The following is a 12,478-nucleotide window of genomic DNA, read 5'->3' on the forward strand; positions in this document are numbered from 1 at the left end:
TTTAGAGGGTTTCTAGAATCACTCCCATTCTATGAAAACACCTCTCCCCCTTGCCGCCTGGCTGCTGGGACTGCTCGCGCCCCTGGCCGCCCTGGCCCAGGCAGGGCCTTCGGTGCAGCAATACCAGCTGGCCAACGGCCTCACGGTGATCGTCAAGCCCGACCGGCGCGCGCCCACGGCCGTGCACATGCTCTGGGTGCGCGTGGGCGCCATGGACGAGGTCGATGGCACCAGCGGCGTCGCCCATGCGCTGGAGCACATGATGTTCAAGGGCACGCCCGAGCTCAAGCCCGGCGAGTTCTCGCGCCGGGTCGCGGCCCTGGGCGGGCGCGAGAACGCCTTCACCTCGCGCGACTACACGGGTTATTACCAGCAGATCCCGGCGCAGCGGCTGGAAGAGGTGATGCGCCTGGAGGCCGACCGCTTCGCGCGCAACCAGTGGGCCGACGAGGAGTTCGGCAAGGAGATCGAGGTGGTCAAGGAGGAGCGCCGCCTGCGCACCGAGGACAGCCCGCGCGCCCTGCTGCACGAGGCGCTCAACGCCGCGGCCTTCGTCGCCTCGCCCTACCGCCGGCCGGTGGTGGGCTGGATGAGCGACCTGGACGCCATGACGCCGGCCGACGTGCGCGACTTCCACCGCCGCTGGTACGTGCCGGCCAACGCCGCCCTGGTGGTGGCCGGCGACGTGGAGCCCGAGCAGGTGCGCGCCCTGGCGGAAAAGCACTACGGCCCCATCCCGGCGCGCCCCGTGCCACCGCGCAAGCCGCGCGAGGAGCCGCCCCAGCAGGGCCTGCGCCGCATCGAGTTCAAGGCGCCGGCCGAGCAGGCCTATGTGGCCCTGGCCTTCAAGGTGCCGCGCCTCGATGGCCTGGCGCCCGGGCCGGGCGCCGACGACGCCCTGGCCCTGACGGTGCTGGCGGCCGTGCTCGACGGCTACAGCGGCGCGCGCCTGGAGCGCGCCCTGGCCCAGGGGCCGGACCGCGTGGCCGACAGCGCCGGCGCCGGCAACGGCCTGATCGGGCGCGGCCCCCAGCTGTTCGTGCTGGACGGCGTGCCCGCCCCCGGCAAGACGCCCGAGCAGCTCGAGGCCGCGCTGCGCGCCCAGGTGGCGCGCGTGGCGCGCGAGGGCGTGAGCGAGGCCGAGCTGCAGCGCGTCAAGACCCAGTGGGTGGCCAGCGAGGTCTACAAGCGCGACTCGGTCATGAGCCAGGCGCGCGAGCTCGGCAGCGCCTGGGCCCAGGGCCTGCCGCTGGACAGCGACGAGCGCCTGATCGCGCGCCTGCGCCAGGTCACGGCGGCGCAGGTGCAGGCCGTGGCGCGCAAGTATTTCGGCGACGACCAGCTCACCGTGGCCGTGCTGCGCCCGCAGCCGCGCGCGCGCGAGGACAGGCCGCGCCAGCCGCCGCCGGGCCTGCGGCACTGAGGGGCAGACCATGTGGCCATTGCGCAATCAGCTCCTCGTCCACGCCGGTGTCCGGGCCCTGGCCTTGCTGGCCCTGCTGGTCGCACCCGCGGCCCTGGCGGCGATCCCCATCCAGCACTGGACCCAGCCCGGCGGGGCCCAGGTGTTCCTGGTCGAGAGCCCGTCCATCCCCATGCTGGACCTGCAGCTGGACTTCGACGCCGGCGGCCGGCGCGACCCGGCGCAGCAGGCCGGCCTGGCCAGCGCCACGGCCGACATGATGGAAAAGGGCGTGCGTGCCCGCGGCGGCGAACCGGCGCTGGACGAGAACCAGCTCGGCGAGGCCTGGGCCGACCTCGGCGCGGCCTTCAGCGCCGGCGCCGGCAGCGACCGCATGAGCTTCTCGCTGCGCACGCTGACCGATCCCGCGCTGCTGGCGCGCGCCGTGGCCCTGGCCGCGCGCCAGATCGGCGAGCCAGCCTTCCCCGAGCCGGTCTGGCGGCGCGAGCGCGAGCGCCTGGTGGCGGCCCTGCGCGAGGCGCGCACGCGTCCGGCCACGGTGGCCGGCCTGGCCTACGCCAAGGCCGTCTACGGCGGCCACCCCTACGGCTTCGAGACCAGCGAGGCCAGTCTGGCGCGCATCGCGGTGGCCGACATGAGCGCCCTGCACGCCCGCCTGATCTCGCCCTGCCGCGCCCGCGTCAGCCTGGTCGGCGCGATCGACCGCGCCAGGGCCGACGCCCTGGTCACGCAGCTGCTGGCGCGCCTGCCGCAGGCGCGCGACTGTGCGCCGCTGCCGCCCGTGCCCGAGGTCGCGCCGCTGGCGGCCCCTGCCGAGCAGCGCATCCCCTTCGCCTCGGCCCAGGCCCATGTCTTCATCGGCCAGCCCGGCCACAAGCGCGACGACCCCGACTTCTTCCCGCTGATGGTCGGCAACTACATCCTGGGCGGCGGCGGCTTCGTCTCGCGCCTGTCGACCGAGGTGCGCGAGCAGCGGGGCTTGAGCTACAGCGTCTACAGCTACTTCGCGCCCGGCCTGCACGCCGGCGCCTTCACCCTGGGCCTGCAGACGCGGCCCGACCAGGCCGCGCAGGCCGTGCAGGTGGCGCGCGAGGTGCTGCGCCGCTTCGTGGAGCAAGGCCCGAGCGAGGCCGAGCTGCGGGCGGCCAAGGACTTCCTGGTCGGCGGCTTTGCCCTGCGCCTGGACAGCAACCGCAAGCTGCTCGACAACGTGGCCAACATCGCCTGGCACGGCCTGCCGCTCGACTACCTGGACCGCTGGACCGAGCGCGTGGCCCAGGTCGGCACGGACCAGGTCCGCGCTGCCTTCGCGCGCGTGCTGCAGCCGCAGCGCATGGTCACCGTGGTGGTGGGCGGCGCGCCCTGAGCGGGGCGCCGCCTGGCGCGCCTCACTCGCCCTTCAGGCCCACCTGTTTGATCAGCGCGGCGATGCTGGCGGCCTCGCTGCGCACCAGCGTGCCAAACTGCTCCTGGGGCATGGGCGCGAGCTCGGCGCCCAGCGGCTCCAGGCGCTCTCGCACGGCCGCCGAGGCCAGAGCCCGGGTGGTCTCCGCGTGCAGGCGCCGCACCACCTCGGCCGGCGTGCGGGCCGGCACGAACATGCCGACCCAGAAGGTGTAGTCCGAGCCCGCAAAGCCCGCCTCCAGCGTGGTCGGAACATCGGGCAGGGCGCCCGAGCGCCTGGGCGTGCCGACTGCCAGCGCGACCAGCCTGCCCGACTTGATCAGCGGCAGGGCCGAGACCAGGGGCGCGAAGAACCAGTCGACACGACCGGCGGCCACCTCGGTCAGTGCCTCGGGCGTGCCCTTGAATGGCACATGCAGCGCGTCCAGGCCCACGGCGGCGCGGAACTTCTCGGCGTTCATGTGCGTGGCGCTGCCCCGGCCGGCCGAGCCGTAGGCGTACTTGCCGGGCGCGGCCTTGGCCTTCTGCACCAGGTCCTGCACCGAGCGGAAATCCTTGCCCGGCGCCGTCACCAGCACGTTGGGCAGGGTGGCCAGCATGGTGACCGGCGTGAAGTCCTTGAGCGTGTCGTACCTGAGGCCGGGGTAGAGCGCCGCGTTCGCCACATGGCCGGCCGAATGGATCAGCACGGTGTGGCCGTCCGCGCTGGCGCCGGCCACCAGGGCCGCGCCCAGGGTGCCGCCGGCGCCCGGCTTGTTCTCGACCACCACGGGCTGCCTGAAGCCCTTGGCCAGTTGCTCGCTCAGCACGCGCGCGATCACGTCGGTGCCCGAGCCGGCGGTGAAGGGCACCAGGAACTTGACGGCCTGCTTCGGATACTCGTCCTGCGCCCAGGACTGTGCCTGGGGGGCCAGCCAGGCGCAGGCCGCTGCCGCCGCGAGGGCGATGGTTTGTCTTCTGTTGCGTTGCATGTCTCTTCCACTCCTTCAGGGTTCAAGGGCACCCGGGGCGTCAGCGCGCCTCGGGCATGACCAGCAGCACCGAGGCTGCGTGCGGACCGCGGTTGAATAGCCGGCGCGCTTCGCCCGGCGCGATGCGGCAGCTGTCCAGGGGCTGAAGCAGCGTGGTGGCCGCCTGCCCGTCCTGTTCCGCGGTGATCTCGAGCTCGCCGTCGACGACGACGTAGAACTTCTCCACGGGCGAGGCCGACAGCGTCGTCCCCCCGCCGGGTTCTATGACCGACAGCCCCATCCAGACGCTGTCGGAGGGACCGGCTTCGCGGCCCTGCAGACGGCGCATGGTCATGGCGCTGTGGCCCGGGGCCTCGTAGCGCGGGGCCTGCGCTTGGCGCACCACATGCATGGCGCTCTCCTCAGGGCGCGAGGACCACGCGGTCGGGCGTGCCCTCGAGCACGCGGCGGTAGGCGGCGGCCGCCTGGTCCAGTGGCAGCAGGGTCACCTCGTCGACCTCGAAGGCCTTGAGCGTGCCGTCGTCGAAGCCCGGCAGCAGCGCGTTGAGGATCTCGGCGCACTGGCTGGCCGACAGCTTGAGGCTGTCCACGCCCAGCATCTGCAGGTTGCGTCGGTAGAAGCCCAGGATGTCGAAGGGCACGCTGCGTTCTATGGTCGAGATCAGCACCTGGGTGCCGCCGACCGCCAGCGCCTCCAGCGCCGCGGCGAAGTAGGGCGAACCCACGGTGTTGTAGGCGATGTCGGCGCCGCGCCCGCCGCTGGCCTCGAGCAGCACGGCTGCGAGGTCGGCGCGCGTGCCGTCGAGCACGCGCACGGGCTGGCTGCTGTGGCCCAGGTAGCGCTCGGTGCCGCGGTCCACGCCGATCACGGTGGCGCCGGCGCGGGTCGCGAGCTGAGCGGCGGCCTGGCCCACCTTGCCGTTGACGCCGAACACCACCACGGTCTGGCCGGCGCCGCGCAGCTGAGCGCGCCGTAGGCCCTCGTAGGCCGTGATGAAGGGCACGCCCACCGTGCCGGCCGCGGCCACCGAGACCGAGGCCGGCTTGCGGCTGAGGGCCGTCACCGGCAGCACCAGGTAGCGCGCGTGGCTGCCGTCGCGCGTGACGCCCAGGTCGCCCCCCGTGCCCCAGACCTCGGTGCCCAGCCAGTCGGCGGGACCGGCGATGACCTTGCCGGCAAAGTCACGTCCCGGCGTGCGCGGCCAGATCGCGTGCGGCATCATGCCCAGCGCCGCCTTGACGTCGCTGGGGTTGACCGCGGCCGCCAGCACCTGGACCACGGCATGGCCGGCGGGTGGCTGGGGCTGCTCGACGTCGATGATCTGCGGTCGCAGGGCCTGGGCGTCGGCGGCTTTTTCGGTGACGCGCAGGGCGCGTCCGGTGTTTGGCATGGACATGGTTTTTTCTCCGGTTGAAAGGGGTTCAGACGGGGTGGTTGGAAGGGCGCAGCCCCCAGCGCTGGCGCGCCTCCTGCGAGCTCGCGAGCTGGCCGCCCAGGTCCTCGACGATGCGCCGGGCCTTGGTCACCAGCTCTGCGTTGCTGCGGGCCAGGCGCCCCTTGTCGAGGTAGATCGTGTCCTCGAGGCCTATGCGCACGTTGCCGCCGAGCAGGAAGCTCTGGGCCAGCGCCTGGAAGGCGTGGCGCCCGACGGCGAAGGCCGACCAGGACGCGTCGGGCGCGATCAGCGAACGCGCCAGTGCCATGGCGGCCGGCTGGTAGGGCATGGCGTAGCGCACGCCCAGCACGAAGGTGTAAAGGCCCGGGCCCTGCAGGCTGCCGTCGGCGATCAGGGCCTGCGCCAGCACCAGGTCGCCGGTGTCGAAGCACTCGAGCTCGGGCACCACGCCGGCCTCGCGGATCACCCTGGCCATGCGGCGCACGTTGTTCGGCGTGTTCATCACCACCTGGTCGCCCGAGTTCATGGTGTTGAGGTCGAGCGAGCAGATGTCGGGCTGGAGCGCTGCGATGTGGGCGACGCGCAGCTCGGGCGCCAGCAGCGAGGTGCCGGCAGCGGCCACGCGCGGGTCCTCGTCGCTCGGCACGAAGCGCCCGCCCGGGCCGGTCGTGAGGTTGACGATGAGCTCCGGCCGGTGCCGGCGCAGGGTCTCGACGACCTGGCCGTAGAGGTCGACGTCCATCGAGGGTGCGCCGGTCCTGGGGTCGCGCACGTGGATGTGCACGGCGGCCGCGCCGGCTTCGGCCGCTTCCAGGCAGGCTTCGGCGATCTGGGGCGGGCTGATGGGCAGATGCGGTGTCTGCTCGGGCTTGGTCAGGTTGCCGGTGACGGCGCAGGTGAGGATGGTGCTCTGGTCCATGTTTCTAGTCGTTCGAGGTTTGCTTCAGCCGAGGTGGCGCCCGCCGTCGGCGACGATCACGCTGCCGGTCGCGTAGCGCAGCGCGGTGCAGCAGGCGAGGATGGCGGCCGCCACGTCGTCGGCCACACCCACGCGCCTCAGCGGGATGGAGGGGCTCATGCGCTCGTTGAAGGCGGCGTCGCGCCCCGGCACGAAGCCCGTGTCGACCACACCGGGCGACACGGCCAGGCAGCGGATCTGCGGGGCCAGCGTCCTGGCCAGGGCCTTGGTCAGCGCGTCCGTGCCGGCCTTGGCGGCGGCATAGGCCAGGTTGCTGCCCAGGCCGGTGAAGGCCGCGATCGACGACACGTTGACGATCAGCGCGTCGCCGGTCGCCTTCATCTGCGGCGCGAAGGCCCGGATGGCGGCGAAGCTGCCGCGCCAGTTGGTGGCGAAGATCTCGTCGATCAACGCGTCGTCCAGTCCCTCCAGGTCGGCGGCGGCAACGGGCCTGGTGAACCCGGCGCAGTTGACCAGCACGCTGGCCGGGCCGAGCTCGCGCAGCACGCGTTCGGCGGCGGCGCTCAACGCGGCGCTGTCGGTGACCGAGGCGCGCAGCGCCAGGTGGCCCTGGCCCGCCAGGCTGGCCAGCACCGGCTCGGCCTGGGCGGCCTCGCCGCGGTGGATCAGCACGACCCGCGCGCCGAGGGCGGCCGCGCGCCTTGCGGCGGCGGCACCGATGGCGCCCGTGCCGCCGGTGATGACGACGATCTGCCCGTCCAGGCGGTCCCTGGGGGCGAAGCTTCTGTGGTCCATGTCGGTCTCCGGGTTCAGGGCAGGGGGCAGTGGGGGATATGCGTCTCGCCCGGCTCCAGGCGCAGTTCGACGTCGAGCGTGAAGCCGCCTGCGCCGTCGGGCTCGAAGCGGCGCAGCAGCGAGCCCACGGCGCCGAACACCACGTCGTCCAAGGCATGCGGGTCTTCGGCGTCGAAGAACTGCGTGGCCAGGACCTTGTGGCCGGGCGCGACCACCAGGAAATGCAGGTGGGCGGGTCGCATGCTGTGGCGGCCCTGGGCCGCGAGCAACTCGCCGCAGGGCCCGTCGACGGGCACGGGGTAGCCGGCCGGCCGCACGCTGACGAAGGAAAAGCGTCCCTCGCGATCGGTTTCGAAGCGGCCGCGCAGGTTCATGTGCCGCTGCTCGGGGTCCTGGTTCTCGTACAGGCCCTTGGGCGAGGCCTGCCAGGTTTCGACCCAGGCGCCGGCGATCGGCGTGCCGTCGAGCGAGCGCACCTGGCCGGTGACCGTGAGCCGCGGCCCCGGCGTGTCGTCGGAGCTGATGCACTCGCCGTGACGGCGCAGCGGCTGATTGGCGCGCCAGAAGGGGCCGACCAGGGCCGGCTCCGTGCCGCCGGCCGCCAGCGCGTGGCGTGCGCCCCTGAGCTGCACCAGCGTGGCCAGCCCCAGAATATCGGCGAGCAAAATACCCTCATGCTTCTTCGGTCCGCTCGCCTGGCCTATGCGCACCAGGAAATCCAGGCCCAGGTCCAGCTCGGCCGGCGTGAGATCCAGCTCCAGCGCGAAGGCGTGCAGGTGGCGAATCAGGCCGTCCAGGATCTGGCGCAGGCGCGGGTGTTCCGTGTGGGCGTTGGCCTTGAGCACGGCGGCCAGCAGTGCGGCCGGGTCGGACGCCGGCAAGCCGGCGGCGGGAAGGGGTGGGGGGTATGCCATGGGGTTTCTCCGGGATAGGGCAAACGATTGCCCTTAAGACTACAGATGCCTTGTCGGAATAGCAAGGAGTTTGGCCAATTTATTGGGGTTAACACCTATAAATAGGCCTTTTATTTGGTTTTAGTCTCGCATAGTGGAAGGAAATCGATTGTCTGAAAACTTGCCCTCAAGAGCGCCCACGGGGAATCCCGTGACCATCGAGGACATTGCCCGCGAGGCCGGCGTGCATCCGGCCTCGGTGTCGCGCGCCTTGCGCGGCATAGGCAAGAAGGTGTCCGAGGAGACGCGCCAGAAGATCGAGCGCATCGCCAAGGAGCTGGGCTACCGTCCCAACGCGCTGGCAGCCTCGTTGCGCACCAAGCAGACCAATCTCGTAGGCATCGTGGTGCCGGACCTCGGCAACCCGCTGTTCGGCCCCATCGTCCAGGGCCTGGAAGTGGCGCTGCGCCAGCACGGCCTGATGTGCCTGGTCGTGCAAACCCCCGCGGCCCGTGCCGAGCGGCGCGAAATCGTGGCCGCGCTGGCCAACCGGCAGGTCAGCGGGCTGCTGATCCTGGCCGCCGAGAGCGACGACCCGATGCTGGAGGCCGCCATGGAGTTCTCCCTGCCCACGGTGCTGGTGAACCGGGGCTTCGGGGAGCGGCGCTTCCCCAGCGTGGTCAACGACGACCGCGAGAGCGTCCGTCTGGTGCTGGAGCACCTGTCGCAGCTGGGCCACCAGCGGGTCGCCCATATCGCCGGGCCCGCGAGCTCGTCGACCGGACGCGCGAGGCGCCAGGCCTTCGAGGAACTGCTGCCGGGCTTCGGCATGACGGGTGTCGTGGTCGACGCGCCCGCCTTCACCCGCGAGGCGGGGCGGGACGCCTGCCTGGATCTGCTGGGCCGGACCCGCGAGCCGACCGCGATCTTCTGCGCCAACGACCTGATCGCGATGGGCGCGCTCGACGCGCTGCACAAGCACCAGCTCTCGGTGCCCGGTGACATGTCCCTGGTCGGCCACAACGACATGCCACTGGTCGACCTGATCGCGCCGCCGCTGACGACCGTGCGCATCGCGACGGAGCAGATGAGCCGGCAGGCCGCCCAGCTGCTGCTCGAGCACTTGAAGGCGCCCGACGAGGCTCCCTGCACGCGCGTGCTGAGCCCCCGGCTGGTCGTCAGGGGCTCGACGGCCGCGCCGCGGGCCGGCGCATGACTGAATCCAAGAAGCCCGTCAAGGGCAAAGGCGTCAGCCACAGCTTCGTCGAGCAGCTCGAGCGTTTCGCCGTCCACCTGCTGCCGCCTGCGGCTGTTCATGTCGAGTACGAAACCCCATGCTGGGTGGCGCTCTACACCTTCGGCCAGGCAGTGTTGGAACTCTATCCCAAGGCAGAGTCCGCGCGACGCCTGAATCTGCAGCACGACACCATCGTCCTCGTCGAGCCCGGCGTGGCGATCCGTCTCTCGGACGAGATGCCTACAGAGTGGCTGCAGCTGTCCATCAAGCCCGAGCACCTCGCCGCGGCCGCCGAACGTGCCAGCCTGGACGGTGACGCCTGGACCGTTCCGTGCGCAAGCCCGATCGCGGACCCGGGGGTCGCCGCGGTCTGCCACGAGATGCGCCGCGTGGTGCTGGCCGGCCCGGTCTGCGAGCCCGGCTACCTGGGGGCGCTCGCCGACGCGCTGGTGGCCAGGCTGGTGGCCCTGTCGCGGCACGGTGACGATGCGCCGGGTGCCTCGGAGTCGCTGTCGCCCTACAAGCTGCGCACCGCGCTGCGGCTGATCGAGGAATGCCTGGACCAGAACTCGTCGGTGGAGCGCCTGGCCGAAGCGGTGGGACTGAGCCGGGCGCATTTCAGCCGTGCGTTCAAGAAGTCCACCGGCGAAACGCCGGCGCGCTTCATCATGCGGCGGCGCGTGGTCAGGGCCAGGGAACTGCTTTCGGACCCCCTGCTCTCGCTGGCCGAGATCGCGCAGCTGACCGGGTTCTCGAGCCAGGCGCATTTCACCGCGGCGTTCAAGAACGACATGCAGGTGACGCCCGGACGCTACCGCGAGGCCCTGCTAGGCGCACGCTGAACGGCACGCCGCGCCGCATGCGCGCGCCGCGGCAGGGCCAGCGCGTTCAGCCCTGGCCCTTGGTCGATCCGTCCGGGCCGCCGCACAGGTGGCGGTGATGCGCGGCACGCCTGGCGAACCAGCGGTCCGCCGCGATGTAGCCCAGGGTCATCGCGACCACGAGCAGGGCGCCGGGCAGCACGGGGGGCGCAGGCGAGGGGATGGCCAGCAGCCTGCAGACCGCGCCTATGGCCAGGCCCAGCAGCAATCCCAGGGCGATCTTGGTGGGCGAAACCGTTGGGTCGCTCATGTCGCGCTCCTCAGGGCATGGTCCGCGGCCATGAAGCCCAGGGTCATGGCCAAGACCAGCAGCGCCCCGACGAGCTTGGGCGGCGCAGGCAGAGGCAGGTCGAACCATCGGCAGCCCGCGCCGATGCCCAGCCCCAGCGCCAGGGCCATCAGAAGCTCAAGCATGGTGGTCTCCATTCGCAGCGGCATTGCGCCACCCGCCGCCCGGCGCTGCCGGGTGGGGCGCAATGAAGTGTTGAACCCTCGGGGCCTGTGTCCCGACATGAAAGCGCTGGACCTGCGCCTGCAGGTCCGCGTCGGCACGCGACACGCGATGGTGCTGGCGCTCGTGCTCCTGCCATGACGGCACGAGGAAGCTTTCGATGTAGCGGCCGGGCGTGGCGACGTCCTCGAACACGCCCCACTGGTAGGCGCCGTCGCGCAGCCGCTCGTGCGAGAACTGCCTGAGCGCCGCCAGAAACTCGCGGGATGACTCCGGGACCACCTGGTATTCGAGGGTGATCAGCACAGGTCCGCGGTCCTCGCCGAGCGAAGTGGCCATCGCGGGCGACAGCGCCGGCTCGGGCCAGTGCATCGACGGCGTGAGGTCGGGCTCGCCCTCGGGCAGCGGCTTCCACCAGGCCACGAGCAGCGCCACCCCGCCCAGCGCGGCCGCGCACCACAAGGCCACCGGCACCGAGCTGCCGTCGGCCAACCGGCCCCAGAGCAGGCTTCCCAGGGCCATGGCGCCGTAGAACACCGTCAGGTAGACGGCCAGCCCGCGGCCGCGCACCCAGTTGGGCAGGTTGGTCTGCGCCGTCACGTTGGCGGTGGTGAGCACCGAGATCCAGGCGGCTCCGGCGACGCCCATCACGCCCGCCACGGCCGCCTGGTTCCTGACCGTCGCCAGGGCGGCCAGGACCAGGATGGATGCCACCAGGCCCAGCCGCATCGTGCCTTCGGCCGACAGCCGCTTGCGCAGCGTGGGCAATCCGATCGCCGCCGCCACGGCGCCTATGCCCACGCAGGTCAAGAGTATTCCGTAGTAGGTCGGCCCGCCGCCGAGCTCGCGGCGGGCGATGATGGGCAGCAGGGCCCAGTACGCGCTGGCGAACAGAAAGAAGCTGCCGGCCCGCAGCAAGGTACGCTGGAGCGCGGGCGCGTGCAGCGCGAAGCGCAGGCCCGCGCGCATCGCCGAGCCCAGCTGCTCGGGCGTGTCCGTCGACGCCCGTACCGAGGCGCCTTTCCACCACCAGAAGGCGGCAATGACTGCCAGGTAGGTGAAGGCGTCGGCATAGAAATTGAACGCCACGCCCAGCGAGGCCGTGATTGCGCCACCGATGGCCGGGCCTATGGCGCGCGACACGTTCAGTCCCATGCTGTTGAGGGCCACGGCCGAGCGCAGCTGAGAACGATCGACCAGCAGCGGCGAGAGTGACTGCAGGACGGGCATCGTCAGTGCCGTGCCGACACCCGCCAGCAGCAGCGCGCCAATCAGCAGTCCGGGCGTCATCGCGCCCAGCTGGGTGGCCAGGCCCATGCCGGACGCGACGGCCGCCAGCAGCAGGTTGACGCCGAGCAGCAGCCGGCGCCGGTCGACGCTGTCGGCCAGCGCCCCGGCCGGCAGGGACAACAGGAAGATGGGCAGCATGGTCGCGACCTGGACCATGGCCACCGCGGTCGATGAGGCCGACAGCGAGGTCATCAGCCAGCCCGCGCCCACATCCCGCATCCAGGTGCCGATGTTGCCCACCAGCGAGGCCGTCCAGATGACCGCGAAGACCCGGCTTGTGAACGGCGCCCAGGGCGAGGCCTGCTTTGCGCTGGCAACGCTAGAACTTGCGACCGTGTCCGTCATGCCTTGCCCTCGCTTCGCCGCGCGTTCGCCGGGTCCGGGCCGGCTGCCCACCCCGCGAAGCCCAGCGCGAACGCGATCGACAGGTGCTCGACGAAGATGTTGGCCTGCTGCATGCGCGCAGGCCCGTCGAAGCGCCAGAACGCATGAGCGATCAGCGTCGCCAGGACCGTGAAGCCCGCCAGGGCCAGGGCCCCGAGCATGGCAGGCCGGCCTCGTCCCAGGATCAGGGCGGCCGAGCCGCCCAACTGGACCAGGATGGTCAGCGCGACCGCCACGGCAGGCAGCGGCAAGCCCAGCCCCGAGGATTCCGCGACGGCTGCCGACAGGTTGGCGAGTTTCGCAATCCCGCTGAACAGGAACGGAAGACAGATGCCCGCGACCAGCGCGCGCCGGGTCCCTGCGCACCGGTTTTCAGCGACGCTTCCATTCGTGGCAGCCAGTGGCCTGGATCCCATGTGTACTCCTTGCAAAA

The 12,478-nt window shown here is 71.7% G+C and carries 14 protein-coding genes; 4 read left to right on the plus strand and 10 right to left on the minus strand.

The window, feature by feature from the left end; genetic code table 11:
- Positions 1-31: 31 nt before the first annotated feature.
- Together FFS10_RS19295 and FFS10_RS19300 are read left to right on the plus strand one after the other, a co-directional pair.
- Positions 32-1,423, plus strand: a complete 1,392-nt coding sequence (locus FFS10_RS19295) for a M16 family metallopeptidase (RefSeq protein ID WP_137896214.1) — start codon at positions 32-34, stop codon at positions 1,421-1,423.
- 10 nt (positions 1,424-1,433) lie between these two features.
- Positions 1,434-2,789, plus strand: a complete 1,356-nt coding sequence (locus FFS10_RS19300) for a M16 family metallopeptidase (protein WP_137896216.1) — start codon at positions 1,434-1,436, stop codon at positions 2,787-2,789.
- A 22-nt stretch (positions 2,790-2,811) separates the two neighbouring features.
- Here the strand turns inward: FFS10_RS19300 and FFS10_RS19305 are convergent, their stop codons facing one another.
- The 6 genes from FFS10_RS19305 to FFS10_RS19330 are packed head-to-tail and all read right to left on the minus strand — an operon-like array spanning position 2,812 to position 7,823.
- Positions 2,812-3,798: a tripartite tricarboxylate transporter substrate binding protein gene (locus tag FFS10_RS19305; protein WP_137896217.1), complete on the minus strand. Its 987-nt coding sequence runs from the start codon at positions 3,796-3,798 to the stop codon at positions 2,812-2,814.
- 40 nt (positions 3,799-3,838) lie between these two features.
- The gene (locus FFS10_RS19310; RefSeq protein WP_137896219.1) at positions 3,839-4,189 is read right to left on the minus strand and encodes a cupin domain-containing protein; all 351 of its coding nucleotides are present in this window, start codon (positions 4,187-4,189) and stop codon (positions 3,839-3,841) included.
- A 10-nt stretch (positions 4,190-4,199) separates the two neighbouring features.
- Complete coding sequence (locus FFS10_RS19315; RefSeq protein ID WP_502702893.1) at positions 4,200-5,189, minus strand: quinone oxidoreductase family protein; 990 nt, start codon at positions 5,187-5,189, stop codon at positions 4,200-4,202.
- Between the two features lie 31 nt (positions 5,190-5,220).
- The gene (locus tag FFS10_RS19320) at positions 5,221-6,114 is read right to left on the minus strand and encodes a beta-keto acid cleavage family enzyme (RefSeq protein WP_137896223.1); all 894 of its coding nucleotides are present in this window, start codon (positions 6,112-6,114) and stop codon (positions 5,221-5,223) included.
- Positions 6,115-6,138: 24 nt separating this feature from the next.
- On the minus strand, positions 6,139-6,909 hold the full coding sequence (locus FFS10_RS19325) for an SDR family NAD(P)-dependent oxidoreductase (RefSeq protein ID WP_137896225.1): 771 nt from the start codon (positions 6,907-6,909) through the stop codon (positions 6,139-6,141).
- Between the two features lie 14 nt (positions 6,910-6,923).
- Positions 6,924-7,823, minus strand: coding sequence for a dioxygenase family protein (locus FFS10_RS19330; RefSeq protein WP_137896228.1), 900 nt, complete (start codon positions 7,821-7,823; stop codon positions 6,924-6,926).
- A 190-nt stretch (positions 7,824-8,013) separates the two neighbouring features.
- Here FFS10_RS19330 and FFS10_RS19335 point away from each other — a divergent pair, with 190 nt between their 5' ends.
- Both FFS10_RS19335 and FFS10_RS19340 read left to right on the plus strand, forming a co-directional pair.
- Positions 8,014-9,018, plus strand: coding sequence for a LacI family DNA-binding transcriptional regulator (locus FFS10_RS19335; RefSeq protein ID WP_137896230.1), 1,005 nt, complete (start codon positions 8,014-8,016; stop codon positions 9,016-9,018).
- The gene (locus tag FFS10_RS19340; RefSeq protein WP_137896232.1) at positions 9,015-9,881 is read left to right on the plus strand and encodes a helix-turn-helix transcriptional regulator; all 867 of its coding nucleotides are present in this window, start codon (positions 9,015-9,017) and stop codon (positions 9,879-9,881) included. The genes FFS10_RS19335 and FFS10_RS19340 overlap by 4 nt, the downstream gene beginning before the upstream one ends.
- A gap of 46 nt (positions 9,882-9,927) precedes the next feature.
- Here FFS10_RS19340 and FFS10_RS19345 read toward each other — a convergent pair whose 3' ends face one another.
- From FFS10_RS19345 to FFS10_RS19360, 4 genes are read right to left on the minus strand one after another with little or no spacing between them, the layout of a single operon-like run.
- Entirely contained in the window at positions 9,928-10,170 is a 243-nt protein-coding gene (locus FFS10_RS19345) for a DUF1427 family protein (RefSeq protein ID WP_137896234.1), read from the minus strand.
- The gene (locus tag FFS10_RS19350) at positions 10,167-10,334 is read right to left on the minus strand and encodes a DUF1427 family protein (RefSeq protein ID WP_137896236.1); all 168 of its coding nucleotides are present in this window, start codon (positions 10,332-10,334) and stop codon (positions 10,167-10,169) included. The genes FFS10_RS19345 and FFS10_RS19350 overlap by 4 nt, the downstream gene beginning before the upstream one ends.
- Positions 10,327-12,006 (minus strand): MFS transporter, encoded by a 1,680-nt coding sequence (locus tag FFS10_RS19355; RefSeq protein ID WP_137896238.1) that lies wholly within the window; start codon positions 12,004-12,006, stop codon positions 10,327-10,329. The genes FFS10_RS19350 and FFS10_RS19355 overlap by 8 nt, the downstream gene beginning before the upstream one ends.
- A complete protein-coding gene (locus FFS10_RS19360) occupies positions 12,003-12,461 on the minus strand; it encodes a DoxX family protein (RefSeq protein WP_137896240.1) in 459 nt (152 codons plus the stop codon). Before FFS10_RS19360 ends, FFS10_RS19355 begins: the two co-directional genes overlap by 4 nt.
- Positions 12,462-12,478: the final 17 nt, after the last annotated feature.

It is taken from the genome of Ramlibacter sp. 2FC, from assembly GCF_005503345.1.
In the GTDB taxonomy this organism is placed as follows: domain Bacteria; phylum Pseudomonadota; class Gammaproteobacteria; order Burkholderiales; family Burkholderiaceae_C; genus SCMQ01.

Bases quoted from the DNA above. Each gene is read 5' to 3' on its own strand.
- FFS10_RS19320 (WP_137896223.1), bottom strand. From the start codon at position 6,114: ATGGACCAGAGCACCATCCTCACCTGCGCCGTCACCGGCAACCTGACC.
- FFS10_RS19295 (WP_137896214.1), top strand. From the start codon at position 32: ATGAAAACACCTCTCCCCCTTGCCGCCTGGCTGCTGGGACTGCTCGCG.
- FFS10_RS19350 (WP_137896236.1), bottom strand. From the start codon at position 10,334: ATGCTTGAGCTTCTGATGGCCCTGGCGCTGGGGCTGGGCATCGGCGCG.
- FFS10_RS19305 (WP_137896217.1), bottom strand. From the start codon at position 3,798: ATGCAACGCAACAGAAGACAAACCATCGCCCTCGCGGCGGCAGCGGCC.
- FFS10_RS19340 (WP_137896232.1), top strand. From the start codon at position 9,015: ATGACTGAATCCAAGAAGCCCGTCAAGGGCAAAGGCGTCAGCCACAGC.
- FFS10_RS19355 (WP_137896238.1), bottom strand. From the start codon at position 12,006: ATGACGGACACGGTCGCAAGTTCTAGCGTTGCCAGCGCAAAGCAGGCC.
- FFS10_RS19330 (WP_137896228.1), bottom strand. From the start codon at position 7,823: ATGGCATACCCCCCACCCCTTCCCGCCGCCGGCTTGCCGGCGTCCGAC.
- FFS10_RS19360 (WP_137896240.1), bottom strand. From the start codon at position 12,461: ATGGGATCCAGGCCACTGGCTGCCACGAATGGAAGCGTCGCTGAAAAC.
- FFS10_RS19325 (WP_137896225.1), bottom strand. From the start codon at position 6,909: ATGGACCACAGAAGCTTCGCCCCCAGGGACCGCCTGGACGGGCAGATC.
- FFS10_RS19300 (WP_137896216.1), top strand. From the start codon at position 1,434: ATGTGGCCATTGCGCAATCAGCTCCTCGTCCACGCCGGTGTCCGGGCC.
- FFS10_RS19310 (WP_137896219.1), bottom strand. From the start codon at position 4,189: ATGCATGTGGTGCGCCAAGCGCAGGCCCCGCGCTACGAGGCCCCGGGC.
- FFS10_RS19315 (WP_502702893.1), bottom strand. From the start codon at position 5,189: ATGCCAAACACCGGACGCGCCCTGCGCGTCACCGAAAAAGCCGCCGAC.
- FFS10_RS19345 (WP_137896234.1), bottom strand. From the start codon at position 10,170: ATGAGCGACCCAACGGTTTCGCCCACCAAGATCGCCCTGGGATTGCTG.